A 25,851-nucleotide genomic window follows, 5' to 3' on the forward strand; every position below is an offset into this window, starting at 1 on the left:
TGCCTGCACCATATCGCCGGCGACGGCTGGTCGATCGAACTGCTGTGGCGCGAGCTGGAACAGGGCTATGCCGCCGCGCTGGCGGGTACCGCGCCGCCGGCCGCGCCGGCCCTGCAATACATCGACTACGCGTGCTGGCAGCGTGAATGGCTGGCCGGCGAGCGGGGCGCGCGGCAGCTGGACTACTGGCGCCGCCAGCTGGACGGCCTGCCGCCGCTGCTGGAGCTGCCGACCGACCGGGCCCGCCCGGCGGCGCGGCGCCATGCCGGCGCCAGCCTGCCCGTGGCCGTGCCGGCCGAACTGCTGCCGGCGCTGCGGGCGCTGGGCCACGACGGCCAGGCCAGCCTGTTCATGACGTTGCTGGCCGTCTTCCAGCTGGTGCTGGCCCGCTACAGCGGCCAGGACGACATCGCGGTCGGCAGCCCCGTCGCGAACCGGCCGCGTGCGGAACTGGACGGCTTGATCGGTTTCTTCGCCAATACGCTGGTGCTGCGCACCCGCGTAGACAGCGCGGCCAGTTTCCGCACGTTGCTGGCGGCCGTGCGCGAAACCACGCTGGCCGCGCACGAACACCAGGACCTGCCGTTCGAACAGCTGGTCGAAGCGCTGCAGCCGGCGCGGAGCCTCAGCTACAGCCCGCTGTTCCAGGTGATGTTCAACCTGCTGCATGGCGCTGCCGAGACGATCGCGCTGCCGCAGGTGAAGAGCGAAGTGCTGCCGGCCACCCAGCACGTCGCCAAGTTCGACCTGACGTTGACGTTGCAGGAGCGTGGCGGCAGCCTGGCCGGCACGCTGGAATACGACGTCGACCTGTTCGACGCGGCCAGCGTAGCGCGGCTGTGGCGTCATTACGTGGCCGTGCTGGAGCACGTGCTGGCCGCGCCGGACACGCCGCTGCAGGCAATGGACTTGCTGGGCGCCGCCGAGCGCGCCGAACTGGCCGCGTGGAACGCCACCGCGGCACCGTATCCGGACACTTGCCTGCACACGCTGTTCGAAGCGCAGGCCGCGCGCACGCCCGATGCGATCGCGCTGGTGTGCGACGACGCGGAGGTCAGCTACGCGGCGTTGAACGGCCGCGCCAATGCGCTGGCCCAGCAACTGCGCGCGCTGGGCGTGCGGCCTGAAGACACCGTCGGCGTCTGCCTGCCGCGTACGGCCGACCTGGTCGTCGCGCTGCTGGCCGTGCTGAAGGCGGGCGGCGCCTACGTGCCGCTCGATCCCCATTACCCGGACGGCCGGCTGGCGCATATCGCCGACAGCGCGCGGCCCGCCGTGGTGCTGGTGGACGGCGAGGGTGCGCAGCGGCTCACGGCGCTCGTCCCGGCCGGCACGCGCGTCGCGCTGGTGGACGCCGCGCACGATCCCGTGGCGCCGGCGCCGCTGCCGGCCACATTGCCGGGCCAGCTGGCGTACGTGATCTACACGTCCGGCTCGACCGGCCGGCCGAAGGGCGTCGCGATCACCCACGCGAACGCGGTGGCGATGCTGGCGTGGGCGCGCCAGGAGTTCGATGCGGAGGCGCTGCGCTGCGTGCTGGCGTCGACGTCGATCTGCTTCGACCTGTCCGTGTTCGAGCTGTTCCTGCCGCTGGTCACCGGCCACACCGTGCTGCTGGTGCGCGATGCGCTGGTCCTGGCCGAACGGCCGCCGGCGCGGCCCGTCACGCTGGTCAACACGGTGCCGTCGGCGATGGAGGCGCTGCTGGCGGCCGATGCGCTGCCGGCCAGCGTGCGCGTAGTGAACCTGGCCGGCGAGGCGCTGGCGCGCAGCCTGGTCGACAAGCTGCATGCCCGCGACCACGTGCGGGCCGTCTACAACCTGTACGGCCCGTCCGAGGACACGACTTACTCGACCGGCGGCCCGGTGGAGCGGGGCGGCGCGCAGCCGCCGACGATCGGCCGGCCGCTGCACAACACCCGTGCCTACGTGCTGGATGCGGCGCTTCGCCCCGTGCCGCCGGGCGCGCCGGGCGAGTTGTACCTGGCGGGGTGCGGCGTATCGCGCGGCTACCTGGGGCAGCCGGCCCTGACGGCCGAGCGCTACGTGCCGAACCCACATGCGACGGCGCCCGGCGAACGGCTGTACCGCACGGGCGACCTGGTGCGGCACCTCCACGACGGCCGGCTGGCCTACCTGGGCCGGGCCGACCACCAGGTGAAGCTGCGCGGCTTCCGCATCGAGCTGGGCGAGATCGAAAGCGTCCTGGTGGCCGCGGGAGGCGTGCGCACCGCCGTTGCCGTCGTGCGGCCGCTGGGCGATGGCGTCGATGCGCTGGTCGCCTTTGTCGAACCGGACGGCACGGCCCCCGTCACCAGCGCCGGGCTGCGGCGCGCGCTGGCCGGCCAGCTGCCCGAGTACATGGTGCCGACCCGCATCGTGACGGAGACGGCACTGCCGCTGACGCAGAACGGCAAGATCGACCGCAAGGCCCTGTCCCTGCTGCCGCTGGCGGCGGACGTGCCCGACTTCGATCCGCCCGTCAGCGAAACGGAGCAGCGCCTGGCCCACCTGTGGTGCGAGGTGCTGGGCCTGAAACGGGTGGGGCGGCACGACGACTTCTTCAGCGCCGGCGGGCATTCGCTGCTGGCCACCGCGTTGAATGCGCGCATGCCGGCCGCGTTCGGGGTCGCGACGGCCGTGCGCGACATTTTCCTGTATCCGCGCCTGGCCGACCAGGCCGAGCGGATCGACAACCTGTGCTGGGCCGCGGCTGCCGCGGAGCGCACCGGCGGCGAGCAGGCATCCGCCGACGACCTTGACGTGGGAGTGCTGTGATGCATGAATTGATGAGTGAACTGCGGCGCCTGAACGTGCGCCTGTGGGTCGAGGAAGGGCGCCTGCACTTCGCCGCGCCCGACAAGGCGCTGAGCCCGGACCTGAAGCGCCGCATGGCGGATAACAAGGCGGAGCTGATCTGGGCGATCGAGCAGGCCGGCGCGAAGCCCGCCGCCGCGCCGCCCTTGGCCAGCGCACCGGCCGCGCCAGCGGATCCCGCCGCCTTGTCGTTCGCCCAGCAGCGGCTGCTGTTCCTGCACCAGATCGACAGCACGTCCTGTGCCTACAACGTGCCGGCCGCGTGGCACCTGCGCGGTCCGCTCGACGTGGCGGCGCTGGAGCGGGCGTGCGCCGCGCTGCCGGCCCGGCACGACGTGCTGCGCAGCGCCTTCGAGGGTGGTGTGGAAGGTTATGTGCGGCGTGCCGGCCCGGCCGCGCTCGACCTGGCCCACGTGTCGCTGGTCGGCCATGCGCCGCTGGCGCGCGCCGCGGCGCTGGACGACATGATGCGCGACGAGGCGCGCCGGCTGTTCGACCTGGCCACGCCGCCGCTACTGCGCGCCACGCTGGTCGCGCTGGACGCGGAAGAACACGTGCTGCTGCTGACGATGCACCACGTGGTGTCGGACGGCTGGTCGATGGACCTGCTGGCGCGCGACCTGTGGCAGCTGTATGGCGCGCCAACGGCGCAGGCACCGGCGCGGCCCGGTTACCAGGATTACGTGGCGTGGCAGAAGCAGTGGGCCGGTGGCGCCGAGTGGCAGCGGCAGCAGCGCTACTGGGGCGAACAGCTGGCCGGTTTGCCGGAGCTGATCGAACTGCCGCTCGATCACGCGCGCCCGCCGGTGCAGCGCTACGACGGCGCCGTGCACCATTTCGCACTGCCGGAGGCGGACGTGGCGCGGCTGGCGGCTCATGCGCAAGCCCGCGGCGCCAGCGCCTACATGGCGCTTCTTGCCGTGTTTGGACTGCAGCTGGCGCGCATCACGGGCCAGCACGACCTGGCCATCGGCACACCGATCGCCAACCGCCGCCTGCGCGAATGGGAAGACGTGCTGGGGTTCTTCTCGAACGTCGTCGTGTTGCGGCTGCGCGGCGGCGCGGAAGGCACTTTCGACGACCTGCTGGCGCACGTGCGCGATACGGCGCTGGAAGCGTTCGAGCACCAGGAATTCCCGTTCGAGCAGGTCGTCGAGCACGTGCAGCCGCAACGCAGCCTGGCGCACGCGCCGCTGTTCCAGGTGATGTTCATGCTCACCGACGAACAGGCGCCGCCGGCACCCGCCGGCCTCGCGTTGACGCGGCTGCCCACGCACAACGGCATCGCCAAGTTCGACCTGACGTTGACGATCACGCGTGCCGGCGGCCAGGTCGCCGGCGCGTTCGAATACAACACGGCGCTGTTCCAGCCCGCCACGATCGAGCGGATGGCGGGGCATTACGTGCACCTGCTGCGCCAGATCGCGGCGCGCCCGGCGGCACCGCTCGCCGAGCTGGAACTCGTCACGCCGGTGGAAGCGGCCCAGCTGGCGCGCTGGAACGACAGCGCCGTGCCGCTCGACGCGGGCGCCAGCATCCACCGCCTGATCGCCGCCACGGCGGCCGCCCAGCCTGACGCGATCGCGCTCAGCTTCGGCGCCACGGATGTGAGCTACCGCGAGCTGCTGCTGCGCGCCGGCGGGCTGGCGCAGGCACTGCGGGCCCGCGGCATCGGTACCGAGGCACGCGTCGGCGTGTTCGGCGACCGTTCGCCGGAGCTGGTCATCGGCATGCTGGGCATCCTGCTGGCCGGCGCCGCCTACGTGCCGCTTGACCCCCAATACCCGGCCGAGCGGATTGGCTACATCGCCGGCGACGCGGAACTGGCCGCGATCGTCGTTGCCGGCGCCGCCGTCGAGCGTGTCCCGGCCGGTGACGTGCCGGTGGTGGCGCTGCACGATTGCCCGCCGGCCGCGGTGGAGCCGGCCGCCGTCGATGGCGCCAATGCGGCCTATGTGATCTACACGTCAGGTTCGACGGGGCGGCCGAAGGGCGTCGTCGTCACGCACCGCAACGTCGTCAACCTGTTCGCCGGGCTCGATCGCAGCCTCGCGCCGTCGCTGCCGGAGCGCGGCGGGAGGCCCGTCTGGACGGCGCTGACCAGCATCAGCTTCGACATCTCCGTGCTGGAACTGCTGTGGACCCTGGCACGCGGCCACCATGTGCTGCTGCAGGTCGATCACCTCGCATCCCTGACCCAGGCGGCGCCGCAAGCGGAACCGGCGCGGCGCCGCGCCGTTGCGCCGGCGCGTGCCGGCACGCTGGACTTCAGCCTGTTCTACTTCGCGGCCGACGAGGATGCGCAGGCCGACAAATATCGGCTGCTGCTCGATGGCGCGCGCTTCGCCGACAGCCACGGTTTCAATGCCGTCTGGGTGCCGGAGCGCCACTTCCACCGCTTCGGCGGCCAGTTCCCGAACCCGTCGGTGGCCGCCGCCGCGCTGGCCGCCATCACCACCAACGTGCAGGTGCGCGCCGGCAGCGTGGTGCTGCCGCTGCACGATCCGCTGCGCGTCGCCGAGGAGTGGGCGATGGTCGACAACCTGTCCGGCGGGCGCGCCGCCGTCGCGTTCGCGTCGGGCTGGCACTTCAACGACTTCGTGCTGGCACCGGACCGCTACGCCGAGCGTCACCGCGTGCTGCGCGAGGGCATCGACACGGTGCGCAAGCTGTGGGCCGGCGAGACCGTCGCGCGCACGGACGGCCTGGGCAACACGGTGCAGGTGGGCGTGCGCCCGCGCCCCGTGCAGCCGGAACTGCCGATGTGGGTGACGGCGGCCGCCAGCCCCGACACGTTCCGCTACGCCGGCGAGATCGGCGCCAACGTGCTGACGCACCTGCTGGGCCAGAGCCTCACCGAACTGCGCGAGAAGATCGCGCTGTACCGGCAGGCGCGCGCGGAGCACGGTTTCGATCCGGACGCCGGCCGGGTCACGCTGATGCTGCACACCTATGTCGACGGCGACGTCGAGGCTGCGCGCGAGACGGTGCGCGAACCGTTCAAGGCCTACCTGCGCAGCGCGATCAACCTGCTGAAACCCGTCGCCGAGAGCCAAGGTCTGGATGCGGGCAACGACCTGGAACTGGTGGTGGACGCGGGCTTCAACCGCTATTTCGCCACCGGGGCGCTGTTCGGCACCCCGGAATCGTGCCAGCCGTTGCTGCGGGACGTGCACGCGCTGGGCGTCGACGAAATCGCCTGCCTGATCGACTTCGGCGTCGACGCGGGCAAGGTGACGGCGAGCCTGACGCACCTGGATGCGCTGCGCCGTCTCGCGCAGGCGCCGCGCGCGCCAGCCGGCCAGGTGGCGATCCGGCCGGATGCGACGCACCTGCAGTGCACGCCGTCGTTCGCCAAGCTGCTGCTGGAGCAGAACGGCGCGGCCGCGCTGGCGGGCCTGCGCGGCTTCCTTGTCGGCGGCGAAGCGCTGTCGCCGGCGCTGGCGCGCGACCTGCAGGCGGCTACCGGTGGCGCCGTCTTCAATATGTACGGGCCGACGGAAACCACGGTGTGGTCGGCCGTGCGGCACATCGAGGACGGCGAGACGGCGATCGGCGCGCCGCTGGCAAACACCGCGCTGTACGTGCTGGACGGCGACATGCGGCGCGTGCCGATCGGCGTCGCCGGCGAGTTGTACATCGGCGGCGCAGGCGTGGCGCGCGGCTACTGGCGCCGGCCCGACCTGACGGCCGAGCGCTTCCTGCCCGACCCGTATGCCCCTTGGCCGGGCGCGCGCATGTACCGCACCGGCGACCAGGTGCGGCGGCTGGCCGACGGCACCATTGAATTTCTCGGCCGCCTCGACCAGCAGGTCAAGGTGCGCGGCTACCGCGTCGAGCTGGGCGAGATCGAGACGACGCTGCGCAGCCATCCGGCCGTCGCCGAGGCGGTGGCCGTGGTGCGCGGCGCGGACGAGCACGAGGCGGCGATCGTTGCCTACGTGACCAGCGCGCCGAGCGCCGCGGCCGATCCCGGCGAACTGCTGCGCCATGCGGCCGGGCACCTGCCGGCGCACATGCTGCCGGCCGCGATCGTGCCGCTGGCGGCGCTGCCGCTGACGCCGAACGGCAAGGTGGACCGCAAGGCGCTGCCGGCGCCGGGCAGCCAGCGGGGATCGTCGGCCGGTGCGCCGCGGGCGCTGCCGCGCAGCGACCTGGAACGGGCGCTGGCGGCGCTGTGGTGCGAGCTGCTGCAGCTCGACAGCGTCGGCGTCAACGAAAACTTCTTCGAACTGGGCGGGCATTCGCTGCTGCTGCCGAAGCTGCAGCGGCAGCTGGCGGCCCGCTTCGGCTGTGAAGTGAGCATCATCGAACTGTTCAAGTTCCCCACGATCGACAGCCTCGTCGTGCTGCTGGCGCAGCGCGACCAGGCCGCACCTTCCCTCGTTACCCGGCCGGGGCGCCAGCGCGCCGGCCAGGAAGCGGTTCAGCAAATGCGTCAACGGATGAAACAGAGAAAACGACATGAATGATTCGATCGACAATGCAAACGCCATCGCGATCATCGGCATGGCAGGCCGCTTTCCCGGCGCCGCCGACGTGGAGCGCTTCTGGGCCAACCTGGTCGCCGGCAAGGAAAGCTCGACGCGGCTGGACGACGCCACGTTGCGTGCGGCCGGCGTGCCGGAGCGGCTGCTGAACAACCCCGACTTCGTCAAGGTGGCCTACGTGGTGGACGGCGTGGCGGACTTCGACGCGGAGCTGTTCCAGTTCACGCCGCGCGAGGCCGAGATCACCGATCCGCAGCAGCGCATGCTGCTCGAGTGCTGCTACGAGGCGCTCGACGAGGCGGGTTATGCGAGCGAACGGTATGCGGGCCAGATCGGCGTATATGCCGGCATCGGCTCGATGTCGTACTACGTGCGCAACCTGCGCACGCATCCGGAACTGCTGGAGGCCGTGGGCCCGCTGCGGGTCTCGATCGGCAACGAGAAGAGCTTCGCCAGCACGATCGTCTCCTACAAGCTGAACCTGCGCGGCCCCAGCGTCAACGTCGACACGGCCTGTTCGACGTCGCTGGTGGCGATCCACCAGGCCTGCCAGAGTCTGTTGTCGTATGAATGCGATATCGCGCTGTCCGGCGGTGTCAGTCTCGATACGCCGCAGCACGCCGGAATGCTGTACCGCGAAGGCAGCATCGTGTCGCCGGATGGCCACTGCCGGCCGTTCGACGCGGACGCGCGCGGCACCGTGAAGGGCAACGGCGCCGGCATCGTCGTATTGAAGCGGCTTGCGGAGGCGATCGAGGATGGCGACTACATCCACGCCGTGATCCTCGGCAGCGCCGTCAACAACGATGGCGCGATGAAGCTCGGCTACACGGCATCGAGCGTGGCCGGCCAGGTCGACGTGGTGGCCGATGCGCTGGCGCGCGCCGCCGTCGACCCAGCCACGATCGGCTATGTCGAGGCGCACGGCACCGGCACGGTGCTGGGCGACCCGATCGAGGTGGCCGCGCTGGCGCAGGCGTTCGGGCCCGGGCTGCCGCCGCGCAGCTGCGCGCTCGCATCACTGAAATCGAACATCGGACACCTCGACATCGCGGCCGGCGTGGCGGGCCTGATCAAGGCGGCCGAGGTGGTCAAGCGCGGCGTGATCCCGCCCAGCATCAACTACAGCGCGCCGAACTCGAACATCGACTTCGCCGCCACGCCGTTCCACGTGAACGACACGTTGCGTGACTGGCCGGACAATGGCGCACCGCGCCGCGCCGGCGTCAGCTCGTTTGGCATCGGCGGTACCAATGCCCATGCGATCCTGGAGCAGGCGCCGGCTCGCCACGGCGTGGCGTCGGTCCGGCCAGCCCACCTGATCGTGCTGTCGGCGAAGACCCCGGCCGCGCTGGAGCGCCAGATCGGCCGCATCGGCGCGCACCTGCGCGATCATCCGGACATCGACCTGGCCGACGCCGCCTACACGCTGCAGGTGGGGCGCCGCGAATACGAATACCGCGCCGCGCTGGCGGTGCGCGGCACTGCCGATGCCGCCGCTGCGCTGACGCCCGACAGCCGCCGGATCCAGGGCGCCGGCGCGGTACGCCATGCGCCGAAGGTCTGCCTGATGTTCCCCGGCCAGGGTGCCCAGCACGTCGGCATGGCGCGCGGCCTGTACGCTGCCGAACCGGCGTTCCGGGCCGCCTTCGACGACTGCGCGGCGCACTTCGCCCGCGCGCTCGGCGTCGACCTGGCCGCGCTGCTGTTCGACGGCGGCGCCGATGCGGACCGCCTGGCGCGCACCGATCTCGCGCAGCCGGCGCTGTTCGCGCTCGGCTATGCGTATGCGCGGCAGTGGGAAAGCGTCGGCATCGTGCCGGACGCGATGATCGGCCACAGCATCGGCGAATATGTGGCCGCCACGCTGGCCGGCGTGCTGACGCTGGAAGACGCGGCCGCGCTGGTGGCCGAGCGGGGCCGCCTGATGCAGTCGCTGCCGGCTGGCGCGATGCTGATGGTGGCGTTGCCGGAGGCGGACCTGGCGCCGTACCTGGCGCGCGGCTGCGACGTGGCGGCCGTCAACGGCCCGGCCATCTGCGTGCTGTCCGGCCCGGCGGCGGCCATCGATGCGGCCGAGGCGGAACTGACGGCGGCCGGCACGGAAACGCGCCGGCTGCACACGTCGCATGCGTTCCATTCGGCGATGGTCGAGCCGATCCTGGACCAATTCGCCGCCCGCGTGGCCGCCGTGACGCTGCGCGCACCGGCGCGACCCTACCTGTCGAACGTCAGCGGTGACTGGGTCACTGCCGCGCAGGCCACCGATCCGGCCTACTGGGTGGCGCACCTGCGCGGCACCGTGCGCTTCGGCGACGCGCTGCGGCGCGTGCTGGACGACGGCGGCTACGTGCTGCTGGAGGCCGGCCCCGGACAGGCGTTGACGACGCTGGCGCGGCGCAGCTTCGGCGTGGCCGACGCGGTGCTGCCGTCGGCGCGCCATGCGCACGACCCGCGCGACGACCACGAGGTGTACCTGCAGGCGCTCGGCGGCCTGTGGGTGCGCGGCTGCCGTGTCGAGTGGGACGGCGTGTACGCGGGCGAACGGCGGCTGCGTCTGCCGCTGCCCGGCTATGCGTTTGACCGCAAGCGCTACTGGATCGATCCGGCCGACGCCGGCGCCGCCCCGGTACCGGCAGCGGCTGCGGCAGCGCATACCACCGTGGCCGCAGCCGCCGCAGTTGCGGCTCCCGCGCAGCAAGCGCCGCGTGCCGATACGCTGACGGAACGGCTGGCCGCGATCTGGCGCCAGGCGTTCGGCGTGGCCGCGGTCAATGCCGACGACAGCTTCTTCGAACTGGGCGGCGATTCGCTGCTGGCGACGCAGCTGACGGCCGTCGTGCGCGACCAGCTGGGCGTGCAGCTGAAGCTCGCCGAGCTGTTCGACCATCCGCGCTTCGGCGACCTGGCCGCGTGCCTGGAAGGGCGCGCCGGCACGGAGCAGGGCGCCGCGGCGGCCGCGCCGCTGACCCGCGTCGCGCCCGATCACGCGCACCGCCACGAGCCGTTCCCGCTGACCGACATCCAGCAAGCCTACTGGGTCGGCCGCAGCGGCACGATGGAGCTGGGCGACGTGGCTACCCACATCTACCTGGAGGTGGATATCCGGCAGGGCGAACTCGATCGCTTCGTCGCCGCCTGGAACGTGCTGATCCGCCGGCACGACATGCTGCGCGCGATCTTCCTGCCCAGCGGCGAGCAGCAGATCCTGGCCGAGGTGCCGCCGTATGCGTTCGAGGTGATCGAACTGGCGGACCTGGACGAGGACGAGGCCGAGCGGCGCCGCCTGGCGCTGCGCGAGCGGATGTCGCACCAGGTGCTGCCCGCGGACCGCTGGCCGCTGTTCGACATCAAGGCGCTGCGCGCCGCGCCGCGGCGCTTCCGCCTGTGCATCAGCATCGACATCCTGCTGGTCGACGCATGGAGCATGAACATGCTGATCGAGCAGTGGCTGCAGCTGTACCGCGAGCCGGCCCTGGCGCTGGCGCCGATCGACTTCTCGTTCCGCGACTACGTGCTGGCCGAGCGCGCGCTGCAGGACAGCCCCGCGTACCGCGACTCCGAGCGTTACTGGTTCGACCGCATCGGCAGCCTGCCGCCGGCACCGGACCTGCCGCTGGCGCAGGCGCCATCGGCGCTGCGCAATCCGCAGTTCAGCCGGCGCAGCTACCAGATGCCGCGCGAGCGCTGGTCGGCCCTGAAGCAGAAGGCCGTCAGTGCCGGCCTCACGCCGTCGGGCGTGCTGATGGCGGCGTTCTCGCGGGTGCTGGCCCGCTGGAGCGCGCAGCCGCACTTCACGATCAACCTGACGATGTACAGCCGCCATCCGTTCCACGAGCAGGTCGAACAGATCGTCGGCGATTTCACGTCGCTGACCTTGCTCGAAGTGGACCTGCGCCATCCGGGCGCCTTCCTGGCGCATGCGGAAGGCGTGCAGAAGCAGCTGTGGGCCGACCTGGATCACCGCTACGTCAGCGCGATCCACGTGCTGCGCGAAATGACGCGCCGGAACGGCTCGCGCGTGGCGATGCCGGTGGTGTTCACCAGCACGCTGGGCGTGCGCGCGCTGGAACACGAAACGGATGCGACGGACGAACTGGGCGAGGAAGTGTTCGGCGTTAGCCAGACTTCGCAGGTGTGGCTCGACCACCAGGTGATGGAATGGAAGGGCCAATTGCGCTTCAACTGGGATGCCGTCGATGTGCTGTTCCCGGCCGGGATGGTCGATGCGATGTTCGACACCTACTGCCGCTACATCGAGCAGCTGGTCGACGATGCGGCCGCATGGCACGACACGGCCGCGCCGGACCTGCTGCCGCCTGAGCAGCGCGCGCTGCTGGCCGCCGCCAACGACACGACGTTCACCCAGGAGCTGCCGCTGCTGCACCGCGGCTTCGAAGCGCAGGCGCTGGCGGCGCCGGAACGTGCCGCCGTCATCGCGCCGGACCGGGTGCTGACCTACGGCGCACTGCTCACCCATGCGCAGGGCCTCGGCGCGCTGCTGCGCGAGCGCGGCGTGGCGCCGGCCGAGCCGGTCGGCATCTACATGGAGAAGGGCTGGCAGCAGGTCGTCGCCGTGATGGGCATCCTGGCGGCCGGCGGCGCTTACCTGCCGATCGACCCGGCGCTGCCGGACGAGCGCCTGGCCTACCTGCTGGAGAACAGCGGCCTGCGCCAGGTCGTCGTCAGCGCCGCGCTGGCGGACCAGCTGGCCACGCGGGCCCGCTGCGCGGCGGTGGTGCTGGAAGACGTGGCGCCCGTGGCGCCCGGCACGCCGCTGCTGACGCCGCGCCAGCAGCTGGACGACCTGGCCTACGTGATCTACACGTCCGGCTCGACGGGCCGGCCGAAGGGCGTGATGGTGCCGCACCGCGGCGCCGCCAACACGGCCGCCGACATCAATCGCCGCATCGGCCTGACGCCGGAAGACCGCGTGTTCGCGCTGTCCGCGCTGAACTTCGACCTGTCCGTGTACGACCTGTTCGGCACGTTGTCGTGCGGCGCCGCGCTGGTGATGCCTGCCGCGGCGGCATTGCGCGACCCGACCCACTGGAGCGCGTTGATTCGCGAGCACCGCGTCACCGTGTGGAACTCCGTTCCGGCGCTGATGCAGATCCTCGTCACGCATGCCGCGGCCGAAGGTGGGCCGGCGCCGATGCCGCTGCGCATTGCGCTGCTGAGCGGCGACTGGATTCCGCCGGCGCTGCCGGCCCGGATGGCCGCGCTGTGGCCGCACACGGCGGTGCTGGGCGCGGGCGGGCCGACGGAATGCTCGATCTGGTCGGCGTGCCATCCGGTGGTGCCGGCCGACTGGGACAAGGACAGCATCCCGTACGGCCGGCCGATGGTCAACCAGCAGATCCACATCCTCGACAGTCAGCTGCAACCTTGCCCGTTGTGGGTGCCGGGCGAACTGTATGTTGCCGGCGACGGGCTGGCGCTCGGCTATCTCGCCGATCCCGAACGCACGGCGGCGCTGTTCGTGCACCATCCCGTCACCGGCCAGCGGCTGTACAAGTCCGGCGACCTGGGACGCTGGCTGCCGTGCGGCGACATCGAGTTCCTGGGCCGGAACGACTTCCAGGTCAAGGTGAATGGCTACCGGGTCGAACTGGGCGAAGTCGAAGCCGTGCTGCGGCAATACACGGGCCGCGATGCGGTGGTGGTGGCGGCCGACGATGCGGGGCGCAAGAACCGCAGCCGCCTGGTGGCCTACCTGGTCGGCGCCGCCGCCCAGCCGGCCGGGGACGACGATCCGGCGCACGCACGGCTGGTCGAGTTCAAGCTGACCAAGCCGGGCCTGCGGCCGGCCCGCGCGGGCGACACGGCACTGGCGCTGCCGAAGGCGCCCGCCGATACGGCGGCGTACCGCCGGCGCAAGAGCTACCGCGCCTACCACGGCGCGCCGCTGACGCTGGAGCGCCTCGGCACGTGGCTGTCGCACCTGGCCGCGCTGCAGGACGATGCGCTGGCATTGCCGAAGTACCGCTACGCGTCCGCCGGCAGCCTGCATGCGGTGCAGGCCTACCTGCACGTCAAGCACGGGCGCATCGACGGCCTGGATGCCGGCATCTACTACTACCACCCGGAACAGCACACGCTGATCCGTGTGGCCGGAGCGGGCGAGCCCGATGCGGGCCACTACGGCCGCGGCGAGAACCCGCACGTGTTCGAGGCAGCCGCGTTCGCGCTGTACCTGGTGGGAGAGCGCAATGCGATCGCGCCCGTGTACGGCGACGCGGTGGCCGAACAGTTCCTGCACGTGGAGGCGGGCTACATGGGCCAGCTGCTGATGGAGCAGGCACCGGCCCAGCTGATCGGCCTGTGCCCGATCGGCTACCTCGATCCGGCACTGCCCGGCCTGCTGGGCCTGGGCCAGAGCCAGCTGATCGTGCACAGCATGGTCGGCGGCAGCGTCAGTGCCGCGCAGGTCGACGCGTGGGATGGCGGCCGGCCGGCGGCGGTGGCACCGGCGCACGCCAGCGTCGGGCAACCGAGTGAGCAACTGAGCGAACACCTGCGTGAGCAGCTGCGCGCACACCTGCCTGAATACATGATCCCCGCCGCGTTCATCGAGCTTGAGCAGTTGCCGCTGACGCCGAACGGCAAGGTGGACCGCGCGCGGCTGGCACGGGGCGACGTGGCGGAACAGCCGGCGCGCACGATCGTCGCGCCGCGTAACGACATCGAGCAGCGGCTGCTGGCCATCTGGCAGGAAGCGTTGCGGGTCGACCGCATCGGCGTCGAGGACAACTTCTTCGAACTGGGCGGCGATTCCGTGCTGATCGTCGGCATGCACAAGCAGTTGAAGAGCGCATTCGGCGACCGGCTGTCGGTGGTGGACCTGTTCAAGTACCCCCGCATCGCCGCGCTGGCCGCCTACCTGGGCGAGACGGCGGCGCCGGAGCAGGATGACACCGCGGCGGCGGCCCAGACGGACCGGCGCAAGGCGGCGCTGCTGCGGCAGCGCGAACTGGCAATGAGCGGAGCGAAATGATGAGCAACGACGAGACCCTGTTCCAGAGTGTGGCCATCATCGGCATGGCCGGGCGTTTCCCCGGCGCCGCCGACATCGACGCGTTCTGGGCCAACCTGGCCGCTGGCGTCGAATCGGTGCGCCGGCTGGACGATGCCGAACTGGATGCGCTGGGCGTGCCGGCCGAGCTGCGCGCGCACCCGGCCTATGTGCCGGCGGCGGCGCGGCTGGCCGAGGCCGAGGACTTCGATGCGGAGTTCTTCGACATGACGCCGCGCGAGGCCGAGATCACGGATCCGCAACACCGCGTGCTGCTCGAATGCGCGTACGCGGCAATGCAGCATGCCGGCTACGTGCCGGCCACGTACCCGGGCGCCGTCGGCGTCTACGCGGGCGTGGGGCTGAACAGCTACCTGCTGCACAACCTCATGCCGCGCCAGGACTTGCTGCGCTCCCTCGGCATGCATCAGCTGCTGCTGGGGAACGACAAGTGCTATGCCGCGTCGCGCATCGCCTACAAGCTGAACCTGGACGGCCCGTGCATCGGCGTCGATACCGCGTGCTCGTCCAGCCTCGTCGCCGTCACGCTGGCCTACCGCGCGCTTATCTCGTTCGAGTGCGACCTGGCGCTGGCGGGCGGCGCGAAGGTCAACGCGGCCGATGCCGGCTATCCGTATGAGCCGGGCAGCATCAATTCGCCGGACGGCCATTGCCGCACCTTCGACGCCGCCGCCGGCGGCACCGTGTTCGGCAGCGGCGCCGGCATCGTCGTGCTGAAGCGCCTGGAAGACGCGCTGCGCGACCGCGACACCATTCACGCCGTGATCCGCGGCGCGGCCGTCAACAACGACGGCGCCGCCAAGGTGGGCTTCACGGCACCGAGCGTGACGCGCCAGCGCGACGTGATCCGGCAGGCGCTGTCGTTCGCCGAGGTGCCGGCATCGTCCGTGTCGTACGTCGAGGCGCACGGCACCGGCACGCGGCTGGGCGACCCGATCGAGCTGGCCGCGCTGGGCGAGGCGTTCGCCGGCGTGGCGCCGGGCAGCGTGGCGCTGGGCTCCGTCAAGCCGAATATCGGCCACCTGGAATCGGCCGCCGGCGTGGCGGGACTGATCAAGGTGGCGCAGGCGCTGCGCCACGGCCAACTGCCGCCCAGCCTGAACTACGCGACGCCGAATCCGGCGATCGACTTCGTCACCAGCCCATTCTGCGTGAACACGGCGCTGCGCCCGTGGCCGGCCGGCGCCACGCCGCGCCGGGCCGGCGTCAGCTCGTTCGGACTGGGCGGCACCAATGCCCACGTGGTCGTCGAAGAGGCCCCGGCCGCGCCGCCGGCGGCACCTGGCGGCCCCGAGCTGCTGGTATGGTCGGCCCGCACGCCGGCCGCGCTGGAGCGGCTGTCCACCCGCCTGGCTGCGCACGCGGCGGCCGCTGATGGCGGCACTGCCGATGCCGCGTACACGCTGGCATGCGGCCGTGAACATTTCGCGCACCGGCGCTTTGCCGTGGGCGGCAGCTGGCCCGAGATCGCCGCTGCGCTGGCCGCGCCGGCCATGGCAACGGCAGCGGCGGCAGCGCCGCGTGTGGCCTTCGTGTTTCCCGGCCAGGGCGTGCAGCGCGCCGGCATGGCGGGGCCGCTGTACCGGAGCCAGCCCGTCTACCGGGCCGCGATCGACGCATGCTGCGCGGCGCTCGGCGCGGAAGGCGCGGCACTGCTGCCGCTGCTGCTCCAGGAAGGCGACGACGCGACGCTGCAGCGCACCGAATGGGCCCAGCCGGCGATCTTCGCCACGTCGTATGCGATGGCGCGGCTGTGGCAAAGCTGGGGCGTGCAGCCGGCCGTGCTGCTCGGCCACAGCCTGGGCGAGTACGTGGCCGCCTGCGTCGCCGGCGTGTTCGCGGCAGGCGATGCGATCCGCCTGGTGGCGGCGCGCGCGGGGCTGATGCAGGCACAGCCCGAGGGCGCGATGGCGGCGCTGCGCCTGTCCGGCGCCGAGGCGGCCGCGCTGCTGGCGGCCCACCCGGAATGGGAATGCGACCTGGCGGCCGAGAACGGCCCGCGTGCCGTGGCCGTCGCGGGCAGCCATGCCGGCGTGGCGCAATGCCTGGCCGCGGTGCGCGCCGCGGGCGGCGACGGCCAGCCGCTGCGCACGTCGCATGCGTTCCATTCGCGCCGGCTCGACGGGATGCTGGATGCATATGGCCAGGTGCTGCGCGGCGTGCGCGGTGCGCCGGCCCGCATGCCGCTGGTGTCGTGCCTGACCGGTCGCGTGGAAGTGCCGGAGCGCTGGCTCGACCCCGGCTACTGGCTGGAACAGACCCGTGGCACGGTACGCTTCGGCGCCGCCGTGGCCGCGGCCGCGCCGCTGGCGGACGTGTTCATCGACATGGGCCCCGGCGCCACCGCCGCCGCACTGGTGCAGGGCGCGCTGCCGGCGCCGGGCCACGCAGCCGTGCTGGCGGCCGCTCCCACGCAGGGGGGCGACGCCATGACCGCCGTATTGCAGGCCCTCGGCGCCGCGTGGGTGCGCGGCGCCACGGTGGATTGGACCAGCGTGTATGCGGAGCGCACTTGCCGCCGGGTGCCGCTGCCGGGCTATCCATTCGAGCGGCGCCGCTGCTGGGTGGATGCGCCGGGCGCAACGGCCACTCTGCCGGCGCCGGCGGCCGTGGCGCCTGTCGCCGCCAGCGTCGCCGTCGCATCTGCGGAGCCGGCCGATGCGCTGCAGGCCCAGGTGGCGGCCGTGTGGTGCGAGCTGCTGGGCAGCGCCCACATCGGGCCGGACGAGAGCTTCTTCGCGCTGGGCGGGCAATCGCTGCTGGCCACGCGCATCATCAGCCGGCTGCACGAGGTCACGGGCATCGAGCTCCCCGTGCAGGCGATCTACGAGACGCCGACGATCGCCGGCCTGACGCAGGCGCTGCTCGCGCAGCAGGCCGCGGCCGCCGATCCCGAGATGCTGGAACGGCTGCTGGCCGAACTGGAGGCGGGCGCCGCGCCGGCAGCGGAAGGAGCGCTGGCATGAGTACCCTGCAACAACGGCTGGCCGCGCTGACGCCGCAACAACGCAACGCGCTGCTCGGCAAGCTCGCCGCCCAGGCCGCACCGGCGGCCGCGCCGTCTTCCGCCGCCCCCCGCGGCGAGCCGGACGACGGCGCGCTGGCCCCCGCCCAGCAGCGCATGTGGCTGTTCGACAGCATGCAGGGCGACAGCGCGGCCTACAACATCGCTTCCGTGCTGCGGCTGCGCGGCCGGTTCGACGCGCAGGCGCTGGAACGGGCGCTGAACGCGCTGGTGCGGCGCCACGAAATCCTGCGCACCCGCTTCGTCGACAGTGAAGGCACGCCGCGCCGCGAAGTGCTGGCCGACCAGCCGCTGACGCTGGGGCGGGCGACGGTGCAGCCGGGCGCCGTCGACGAAGCGATCGCGCGCCTGCTGGCCGCGCCGTTCCGCCTGGACGAGGGGCCGCTGCTGCGGGTGACCGCGCTGACGGCCGGTGCCGGCGACACGGTGCTGGTGGCCGTGCTGCACCACATCGTCGCGGACGGCTGGTCGCTGCGGCTGATCGAGACGGAGCTGAGTGCCGCCTACGCGGCCGCGCTGCAAGGCACCGATGCGGCACTGCCGCCGGCGCCGCAATACGGCGAGTACGTGCGGCGCCAGCGTGAATGGCTCGACAGCGCCGCGCCGCGCCAGCTGGCCTACTGGCAGCGGCAGCTGGCCGGCGCCCCCGCGTGCTGGCCGTTGCCGTGCGAACGGCCGCGCGACGGCGCCGGCCTGGAGGCGGCGTCGCTGCTGTTCGAGCTGCCCGCTGCGCTGTGCGAAGCCGCGCGGCGGTTGGCCGAGGCGGAAAACGGCAGCACGTTCATGGTGCTTGCCGCCGCATTCAAGCTGGTACTGGGCCGCTTTGCCGGCACGGGCGACATCAGCATCGGCACGCCGGTCGCAAACCGGCGCGAACGCCGCTTCGACGGCATGATCGGCATGTGCTCGAACACGGTGGTGCTGCGCAGCCGGATCGGGGAGGGCACGTTCCGCGCTTACTTGCGGCAGGTGCGCCAGGTTGCGCTGGACGCGTTTTCGCACCAGGACGTGCCGTTCGAACAGGTCGTCGATACGCTGCGGCCGGACCGCTCGGCCGCGTATCCGCCGCTGTTCCAGGTGCTGTTCGCGCTGCAGTCGACCGAGGCCAGCGTGCTGCGCCTGCCGGGCCTGGAGATCGAGGCGGTGCAGCTGCCGCGGCGCGCCAGCGAATTCGACCTGATCTTCGAGCTGTTCCTCGGCGCCGGCCCAGGCCACGGCGTGCTGACCTATCGCCGCCAATTGCTGGCGGTGGCCACGGTGGAGCGCCTGCGCGACACGTTCATCGCGCTGCTGGCGCAGGCGCTGGCGGCGCCCGATACGCCGGTCGACGGGCTGCTGGACGCCCAGGCGGCGCCCGCGCTGCACGGCGACCAGATCGATGGCGCCGGTCTGCTGGCCGCCCATTGCCCACTGCACCCCGGCGACAGCGCCTACCTCGGCACCGCCGTGGCGGACGACATGGCCAACGCCGCGCGCGCGTGGTGCGGCAGCGCGGGCACGCCCGTGCTGGCGGATCAGTCACAGGCCACTGTGCTGGTGCTGGGGCCGGGCGAGCTGGCAGCGCTGGGCGCTGACCAACTGGCCGGGCGGCGCCTCGTGCTGCTGCATGGCGCCGAGCCGGGGGCCGGCGCGGCAGTAGGGGCCTGGCAGTGCTGGAGCGATCCAGCCTCGGGCCCCTGCGTGTTGCGTGCCCCCGGCGGCACCGTGCACCACCGGGGCGTGCTGCGCAGCGTGAACGCGCTTGGCCAGCCGCTGCCACATGATGCGCCGGGCGAATGGCACTGGCAGCCGGATGCCGCGGCTGCCGGCATAGCGACCGGGCTGGCGGGCCGGGTGGTGCGCGGCGCCGCGCGGCTCGACGGGTTCGCAGCCGGCCACGCGTGGCTGGACGGGCACCGTGTCGACCTGGCCCGCGTCGAGGACGCGCTGGTGCGCATTCCCGCCGTCACGGCGGCCGCCGTGCTGGCGCGGCAGGACCGCGACGGCGTCTGGCGCGGCGTCGCCTACGTGGTGTTGAACCAGAAGATCGAGCCGCATGCGCTGGCTGCGCTGCTGGCCGCGCGCCTGCCTGCCGCATGGCTGCCGGCGGGTTACGTGGCCGTGAACCGGCTGCCGTACCTGCGTGACGGCACCCTCGACTGCGCGGCGCTGGCGCGGCTGCCGGTGCTGAACGCGGCGGCATGCGCTCGGTTCGCGGCCGCGGCCGGGATGCCGGCGCAGGCCGTGGCCACCGTCTGGCAGGCGCCGGCCGTGCCGGCCCCGTTGACCTATGAACGCCCAGCCGCCGTGCCGCGGCCAGCGCGGCCGGCGACCCAGCCGGTGGTGCCGGCGGACGCACAGCCGGCGCTGGCCGAGGGCGCGCCGCTGCAGCCGCCCACTTGCGCGTGGTCGCTGGCGGCCATGCTGCACGCTGCGGCCACGCGGCATGGTGCGCACGGCATCACCTATCTGGACGACACGGCCGCGCCGGCGCAGCGGCAGAGCTACGCGGCGCTGTGGACGGCCGCCAGCGCCGTGCTGACAGGCTTGCGCGCGCACGGCGTACGGCCGGGCGACCGCGTCGTACTGCAACTGGACGACCGGCGCGACATGCTGACCGCCTTCTGGGGTTGCGTGCTGGCCGGTGCGCTGCCCGTGCCGGCCGCCGTACCGGCGCGCTGCGAGAATGGCGACAAGCACATGGAAAAGATCGTCAACGCCTGGCCCGTGCTGGCGCCGGCGCTGGTGATCACCCAGGAGGGCGCGGACACAGCGCCGCTCGCGCGGCGGCTGGACCTTGTCGCGTTGCCGCAGGCCGACATCGCCGCGCTGTGCGCGTATCCGACCAGCGCGGACTGGCACGCGGGCGCACCGGACGACACCGCACTGCTGCTGCTCACGTCGGGCAGCACCGGCGCCCCGAAGGCCGTGCGGCAGTCGCACCGCGCGCTGATCAGCCGCTCGCAGGCGACCGCGCAGCTGTTCGGCTTCGACAGCGCCGTCGTCTCGTTCAACTGGATGCCGCTCGACCACGTGGGCGGGCTCGTGATGTTCCACCTGCTCGACGTCTACCTGGGCGCCGACCAGATCCAGTGCCCGACCGGCGCCATCCTGACGCAGCCGCTGCGCTGGCTCGATTGCCTCAGCGCGCACCGCGTCACGAACACGTGGGCGCCGAACTTCGCCTATGCGCTCGTCAACGAGGCGCTGGAAGCCACTGAAGCCGGTCCATGGGACCTGGCGCCGCTGGACTTCATCCTGAACGGGGGCGAATCGATCGTGCCGCGCACGGCCCGCACGTTCCTGCGCCGGCTGGCGCCGTACGGCCTGCGCAGCGACGCGATGAAGCCGGCCTGGGGCATGTCCGAGACCTGCTCGGGCGTCACGTTCAATCCCGCCTTCACGCTGGCGGCGGGCAGCGACGACGACGCCTTCGTGGCCGTCGGCGCGCCGGTGCCCGGCGTGGCGCTGCGGATCGTCGATGGCGCCGACCGGGTGCTGCCGGAGGGTGCCGAAGGCCGCCTGCAGATCCGCGGCGCGCCCGTAACGGCGGGCTACTTCAACAACGACGCGGCCAACGCCGCGGCGTTCACGGCCGACGGCTGGTACGTGACGGGCGACCTGGCGACCTTGCGCGGCGGCAGCCTGACGATCACGGGGCGGGAAAAGGACGTCATCATCGTCAATGGCCTGAACTACCACGGCCACGAACTGGAACAGATCGCCGAAGAGGTGCCGGACGTGCTGGAGGCGCACGTTGCGGCTTGCGCGGTGCGTGGTCCAGGCCACGATACAGACCGTCTGGCGCTGTTCTTCAGCGTGCACGAGCGCGCCGCCGGCGCGCTGGAACGGGTGCGCCGCGCGCTGCGGCAGGCTTTGCTGAGCCGCGGCGGTATCGCGCCCACGTTCGTCGTGTCCCTGGCGCCGGCGGAATTCCCCCGCACATCGATCGGCAAGATCCAGCGCCTGCAACTGGCGCAGCGCTTCAACGCGGGCGAGTTCGACGCGCGGCTCGACGCGGGGGCGCCGGCGACGCTGCCGGCATGGTTCCACGCGCCCGCCTGGCTGCCGGCGCCCGCACCTCGGCCGGCCCGGCCGATGCCGGTGCTGCTGGCCGGTACCGAGCTGCCGGCCGACCTGCTGCGGCACCACGCGACCCGGCTGGTGCGTGTGCTGCCGGGCGAACGCTATGCCCGGCTCGGCATTGACCAGTTCACGCTCGACCCGCTCGACACCGAGCAGTGGAGCGGGCTGCTGGCGACGCTGCACGAAGAAACGGGGCAGGGCTGGCACATCGTCCATGCCACGATCGCGTGGCAGCCGGAGTATGCGGCGCTGCGCAGCGTGGCCGCGCTGGCACGCGCGATCACAACGGCGCAGCCGGGCCAGGTCGACATGCTGGACGTCGTCACCGGCGCCGCGTTCGCGCTGCCGGGCGATGCGGACGCGCTGCCGGAACACGCCGCGCTGCAGGGCTTCGTGCGCTCGCTGGCATTGGAACTGCCCGCCGTGCGCTGCCGCCAGATCGACGTCGGCGCCGCGGACCCGGGCAGCCTGGCCGCGCTGGCGACCGAGATCGGCGGCGTGGCGGCGCATGACGTGGTGGCCCTGCGCCCGGCGGGCCGCTATGTCCAGGCATTGCGGTACTGTGCTCCGGAGCAGCCGCCCGCCGCACTATCCGACCCCGGCTGGTGCGTGATCACGGGCGGTGCCGGCGGCATCGGCGCGGCGCTTGCCGCATGGCTGCTGGAGCACACCGCGCTCAATGTGCTGGTGCTGGGCCGCTCCGTGCCGCAAGGCGACGCCGGCGATCCACGCTACGCCCGCGTGGCGCAGGACGTGTGCGACGGCGCCGGCGTGGCCGCGCAGCTGGCGCACTACCAGCAGCGCTGGCAGGTGCCGCTGACGCACGTGTTCCACCTGGCCGGCGCGCTGGTCGAAGCACCCGTGGCGGCGCTGGACGATGCCGCATTGCTGCATGCGCTGCACGCCAAGGCACGCGGGGCGGCCGTGCTGCACGACGTGCTGGCCGACCGGCCGGGCGTCGAGATCGTGCATTTCGGTTCCGCCAACGGGTATTTCGGTGGCGCGGGCGTGGCAGCCTACGCGGCCGCCAACGCCGCCCTCGATGCGCTGGTGGCACGGCGCCGCGCCGCCGGCGGCCGCGCGCGCTGCCTGCACTGGAGCATGTGGGACGAAGTGGGCATGAGCCGCGGCTATGCCCTGAAGGCCCAGAGCGCGGCGCGCGGCTATCTGCCGCTGGCGCCGGCGCAGGGCCTGGACAGCCTGTGGCTGGCCTCGTCGTCCGACGCTCCCGTCGTGCTGGTCGGCCTCGATGCGGCCAGCCCGAACATCGCGCGCCACGTCGACGCGCCGCTGGCCGCAGCGTGGACGCTGCGCGCGCCGGCACCGGCAACGGCCTGCGACGACTTCGGCACGCCGCTGGCCGTGGTGCAGGAGGGCGGCATCGCGGCCGCCGCGCAGCCGCTGACGCCGATGGAACAGCGGCTGGCCGCCGTGTGGCGCGACGTGCTGCGCGTGCCGGTCGACGATGCCGCCGCCAATTTCTTCGAGCTGGGCGGCGATTCGATCATGGCGATCCAGCTGGTCGCGCGGGCTGCCAAGGCCGGCATCGGCCTGGCCCCGCGCGCGATCTTTGAGTGCCAGACGCTGGCCGAGCTGGCCCGCGCGGCCGCCGTCGACGACGGTGCCGAGGACGACGCCGCGCCGTTGACGGGCCCGGTGCCACTGGCGCCGATCCAGCGCTGGTTCTTCGCGCAGGACTTCGCGGCACGCCATCACATGAACCAGTCCGTGCTGCTGCGGCTGCAGCGCCGCATCGCGCCGGACGTGCTGCGCCAGGCCTTGCAGGCGCTGGTTCGGCAACACGACATGCTGCGCGCCCGGTTCGTCGAAGCCGATGGCGCCGTGGTCCAGCACCTGGCCGGCGACGTCGCGGTGCCGCTCGACGTGATCGCTGTCGCACCGGGCGAGGCAGCGCTGGCGCAGGCGTGCGACGCGCTGCAGGCGGGCCTTGACCTGGCGCGCGGCCCGCTGCTGCGCGCCGGCTACCTGCAAGGCGCCACGGCAGCCGACGATCGCCTGCTGATCGTCGCGCACCACCTGGTCGTCGACGGCGTGTCGTGGCGCATCCTCGTCGACGACCTGGAACACTGCATCGCCGAGCTGGAGCAAGGGCGTATGCCGCGGCTGGGGCGCAAGTCCACGTCGTATCGGGACTGGGTCGCGGCGCAGGCCGCGCAGGCGGCGGCAAGCCGCGACGCGGCGCTGGCTTACTGGCGGGACGCCACGGCGCTGCCCGGCGCGCTGCCGGCACCGGCCGCCGGCGCGAACCTGCGCGGTACCGAACAGGCCGTCGAACTGCGTTTCGATGCGGCGCTGACGGAGGCCGTGCTGCATGCGCTGCCCACCGCCGCCGGCATGGGGCCGGACGACGTGCTGCTGGCGGCCTTCTACGACGCCTGGCGCGACTGGGCCGGCGGACGCTTGCTGCTGACGCTGGAGGGCCATGGCCGGGGCGGCACGGCGGACGGCATCGACCTGTCGCGCACCGTCGGCTGGTTCACGGCGATGTATCCGGTGGCGATCGATGCGCCGGGCGTGCCGCTGGCCGCGCTGCCGGCGGCGCTGCATGCGCAACTGGCGGTGGTGCCCGGCGCCGGCCGGCCGTACCTGGCGTTGCGCCATGGCGACGACGCGGCGGCCCGCGCAGTGCTGGCGGCGGGCCATGCGCCTGCCGTCAGCTTCAACTACCTGGGCCGTTTCGACGTCGAGGACGACCGGCTGCTGCGCTTCGCCAGCGAGGCGCCGGGCGCGCAGATCGCCCCCGGGCAGCAGCGCATCCATGAACTGGACGTCGTCGGCGCCGTGGTCGATGGCGCGCTGCGCATGTCGTTCATCCATGGCGCCGAGCGTTATCCGCGCACGGCCGTCGCGGCACTGGCGGAGCGTTTCGCCGCCGCGCTGCGCGCGCTGGCCGAGGCGCCGGCGGCGCGCCGCTGGACGGCCGAGCACCCGGACCTGGCGGCGCAGCTAGCCGCACGCGGCATCGCCGCCGCGGACGTCGACAGCGTGGCGCCGGCCACGCCGATGCAGGCCGGGATGATCTACGAATCGCAGGTCAGCGGCGTGGCCGGCACCTTCGTGTCGCACCTCGTCAACGAGCTGGGCGGCGCGCTCGATACCGCCGCGCTGCGCGCCGCATGGCAGGGCGTCGTTGCCCGCCATGCCGTCTACCGCACCGCGTTCGTGCCGGGCCGCGATGGCGGCTGGCTGCAGGTAGTGCTGCGCCGCGCCACGCTGCCGTGGGTCGAACTGGATTGGTCGGCGCTGCCGGCGGACGAGCAGGAAGCGCGCTTTGCGCGGCTGCTGGACGACGATGCGCGCGCCGGCTTCGCGCCGGACCGCGCGCCGCTGCTGCGCATCCACTTGATCCGGATGGCGCCGGCGCGGTACCGCATGCTGGTTGCCGAACACCATTGCGTGTCCGACGGCTGGTCGCGCGGCATCGTGCTGGCCGACGTGGCGGCACTGTACCGCGGTGCCGGGGTGCTGGCGCCGGCGGTGCCGTTCGGCCGCTACGCGGATTGGCTGCGTGGCTTCGATGCGCCGCGCGCGCAGGCCTATTGGGACGGCCTGCTGGCCGGCGCCGCGCCGCTGCCGCCGTTCGCGTGCCAGGCTCCGGCGCGGGCGGACAAGGGGGGCGCGGCCGTGCAGCACCGCCATGCGCTGCGCTTGAGCGCCGCGCTGAGCGGCCGGTTGGCGGAGGCCGCGCGCACGCGCCGGGTGACGCTGGCCGCGCTGGCGCAGGCTGCTTGGTGCTGGACGATGGCCGCCCACACGGGCCGGCACGACGTCACGTTCCTGACGGTGCATGCGGGCCGTCCCCACGCGCTGGATGGCGTCGAGCGCATCGTCGGTCCGCTGCTCGCCACCGTGCCCGTGCGGGTCGACCTGGATGGCGTCGTCAGCGTGGCCGGCGCCGCCCAGGCGCTGCAGCGGCTGCAGGTCGAGCGCGCCGAACACGGCTTCCTGCCGCTGGCGCGCAGTTGCGCGGCGCTGGGCCGCGACGGCCTGCGCGGCGCCTCCGGCACATTGTTCGTGTTCGAGAACTTCCCGCTGACGGCGCCGCCGGCGGCCGCCGGCGAACTTGACGTGCTGTGGGTGCACCACGTCGACCGCTCCGACCTGCCGCTGTCCGTGATGGTCGTGCCGGGCGAGCAGCTCGAGGTGGTGTTCTACACGCGGGACGATTGTTATGACGGGGAGGCGGTCGCGCTGGTGGCCGATTCCTACGAAAGGATGCTGGAAGCCGCCGCGGCGGCGCCGGAAGCGGCGCCGGACCTGGACAACTGGTTGGGCGATGCCGATCTGGCCGAGCGGGCCGCGCGGCTCGCCCGGCGTGGCGCGATCGATGCGGCGCCGGCCGGCGCGGCCGAGTTCGAATTCTGAGCGGTGGCACGGCGATCCAAAGGATAACTGAA

5 protein-coding genes are annotated in these 25,851 nt (G+C 72.7%); all 5 read left to right on the forward strand.

Going from position 1 to position 25,851, the window contains the following annotated elements; translation table 11 throughout:
• A partial coding sequence (locus IP92_RS14190) for a non-ribosomal peptide synthetase (protein ID WP_145875974.1) occupies nt 1–2,778 on the forward strand: 2,778 nt, incomplete at its 5' end.
• Nucleotides 2,778–7,289 carry a MupA/Atu3671 family FMN-dependent luciferase-like monooxygenase gene (locus IP92_RS14195; protein ID WP_145875976.1) on the forward strand — a complete coding sequence of 1,504 codons (4,512 nt, stop codon included), beginning with the start codon at nt 2,778–2,780 and terminating at the stop codon, nt 7,287–7,289. The genes IP92_RS14190 and IP92_RS14195, both read left to right, overlap by 1 nt.
• On the forward strand, nt 7,282–14,304 hold the full coding sequence (locus tag IP92_RS14200) for a non-ribosomal peptide synthetase/type I polyketide synthase (protein ID WP_145875978.1): 7,023 nt from the start codon (nt 7,282–7,284) through the stop codon (nt 14,302–14,304). Before IP92_RS14195 ends, IP92_RS14200 begins: the two co-directional genes overlap by 8 nt.
• Nucleotides 14,301–17,309, forward strand: a complete 3,009-nt coding sequence (locus tag IP92_RS14205; protein ID WP_145875980.1) for a type I polyketide synthase — start codon at nt 14,301–14,303, stop codon at nt 17,307–17,309. The genes IP92_RS14200 and IP92_RS14205 overlap by 4 nt, the downstream gene beginning before the upstream one ends.
• Entirely contained in the window at nt 17,306–25,819 is an 8,514-nt protein-coding gene (locus IP92_RS14210) for an SDR family NAD(P)-dependent oxidoreductase (RefSeq protein ID WP_145875982.1), read from the forward strand. Before IP92_RS14205 ends, IP92_RS14210 begins: the two co-directional genes overlap by 4 nt.
• Nucleotides 25,820–25,851 lie beyond the last annotated feature (32 nt).

The sequence above is a fragment of the Pseudoduganella flava genome (assembly GCF_007830495.1).
GTDB lineage: Bacteria > Pseudomonadota > Gammaproteobacteria > Burkholderiales > Burkholderiaceae_D > Rugamonas > Rugamonas flava.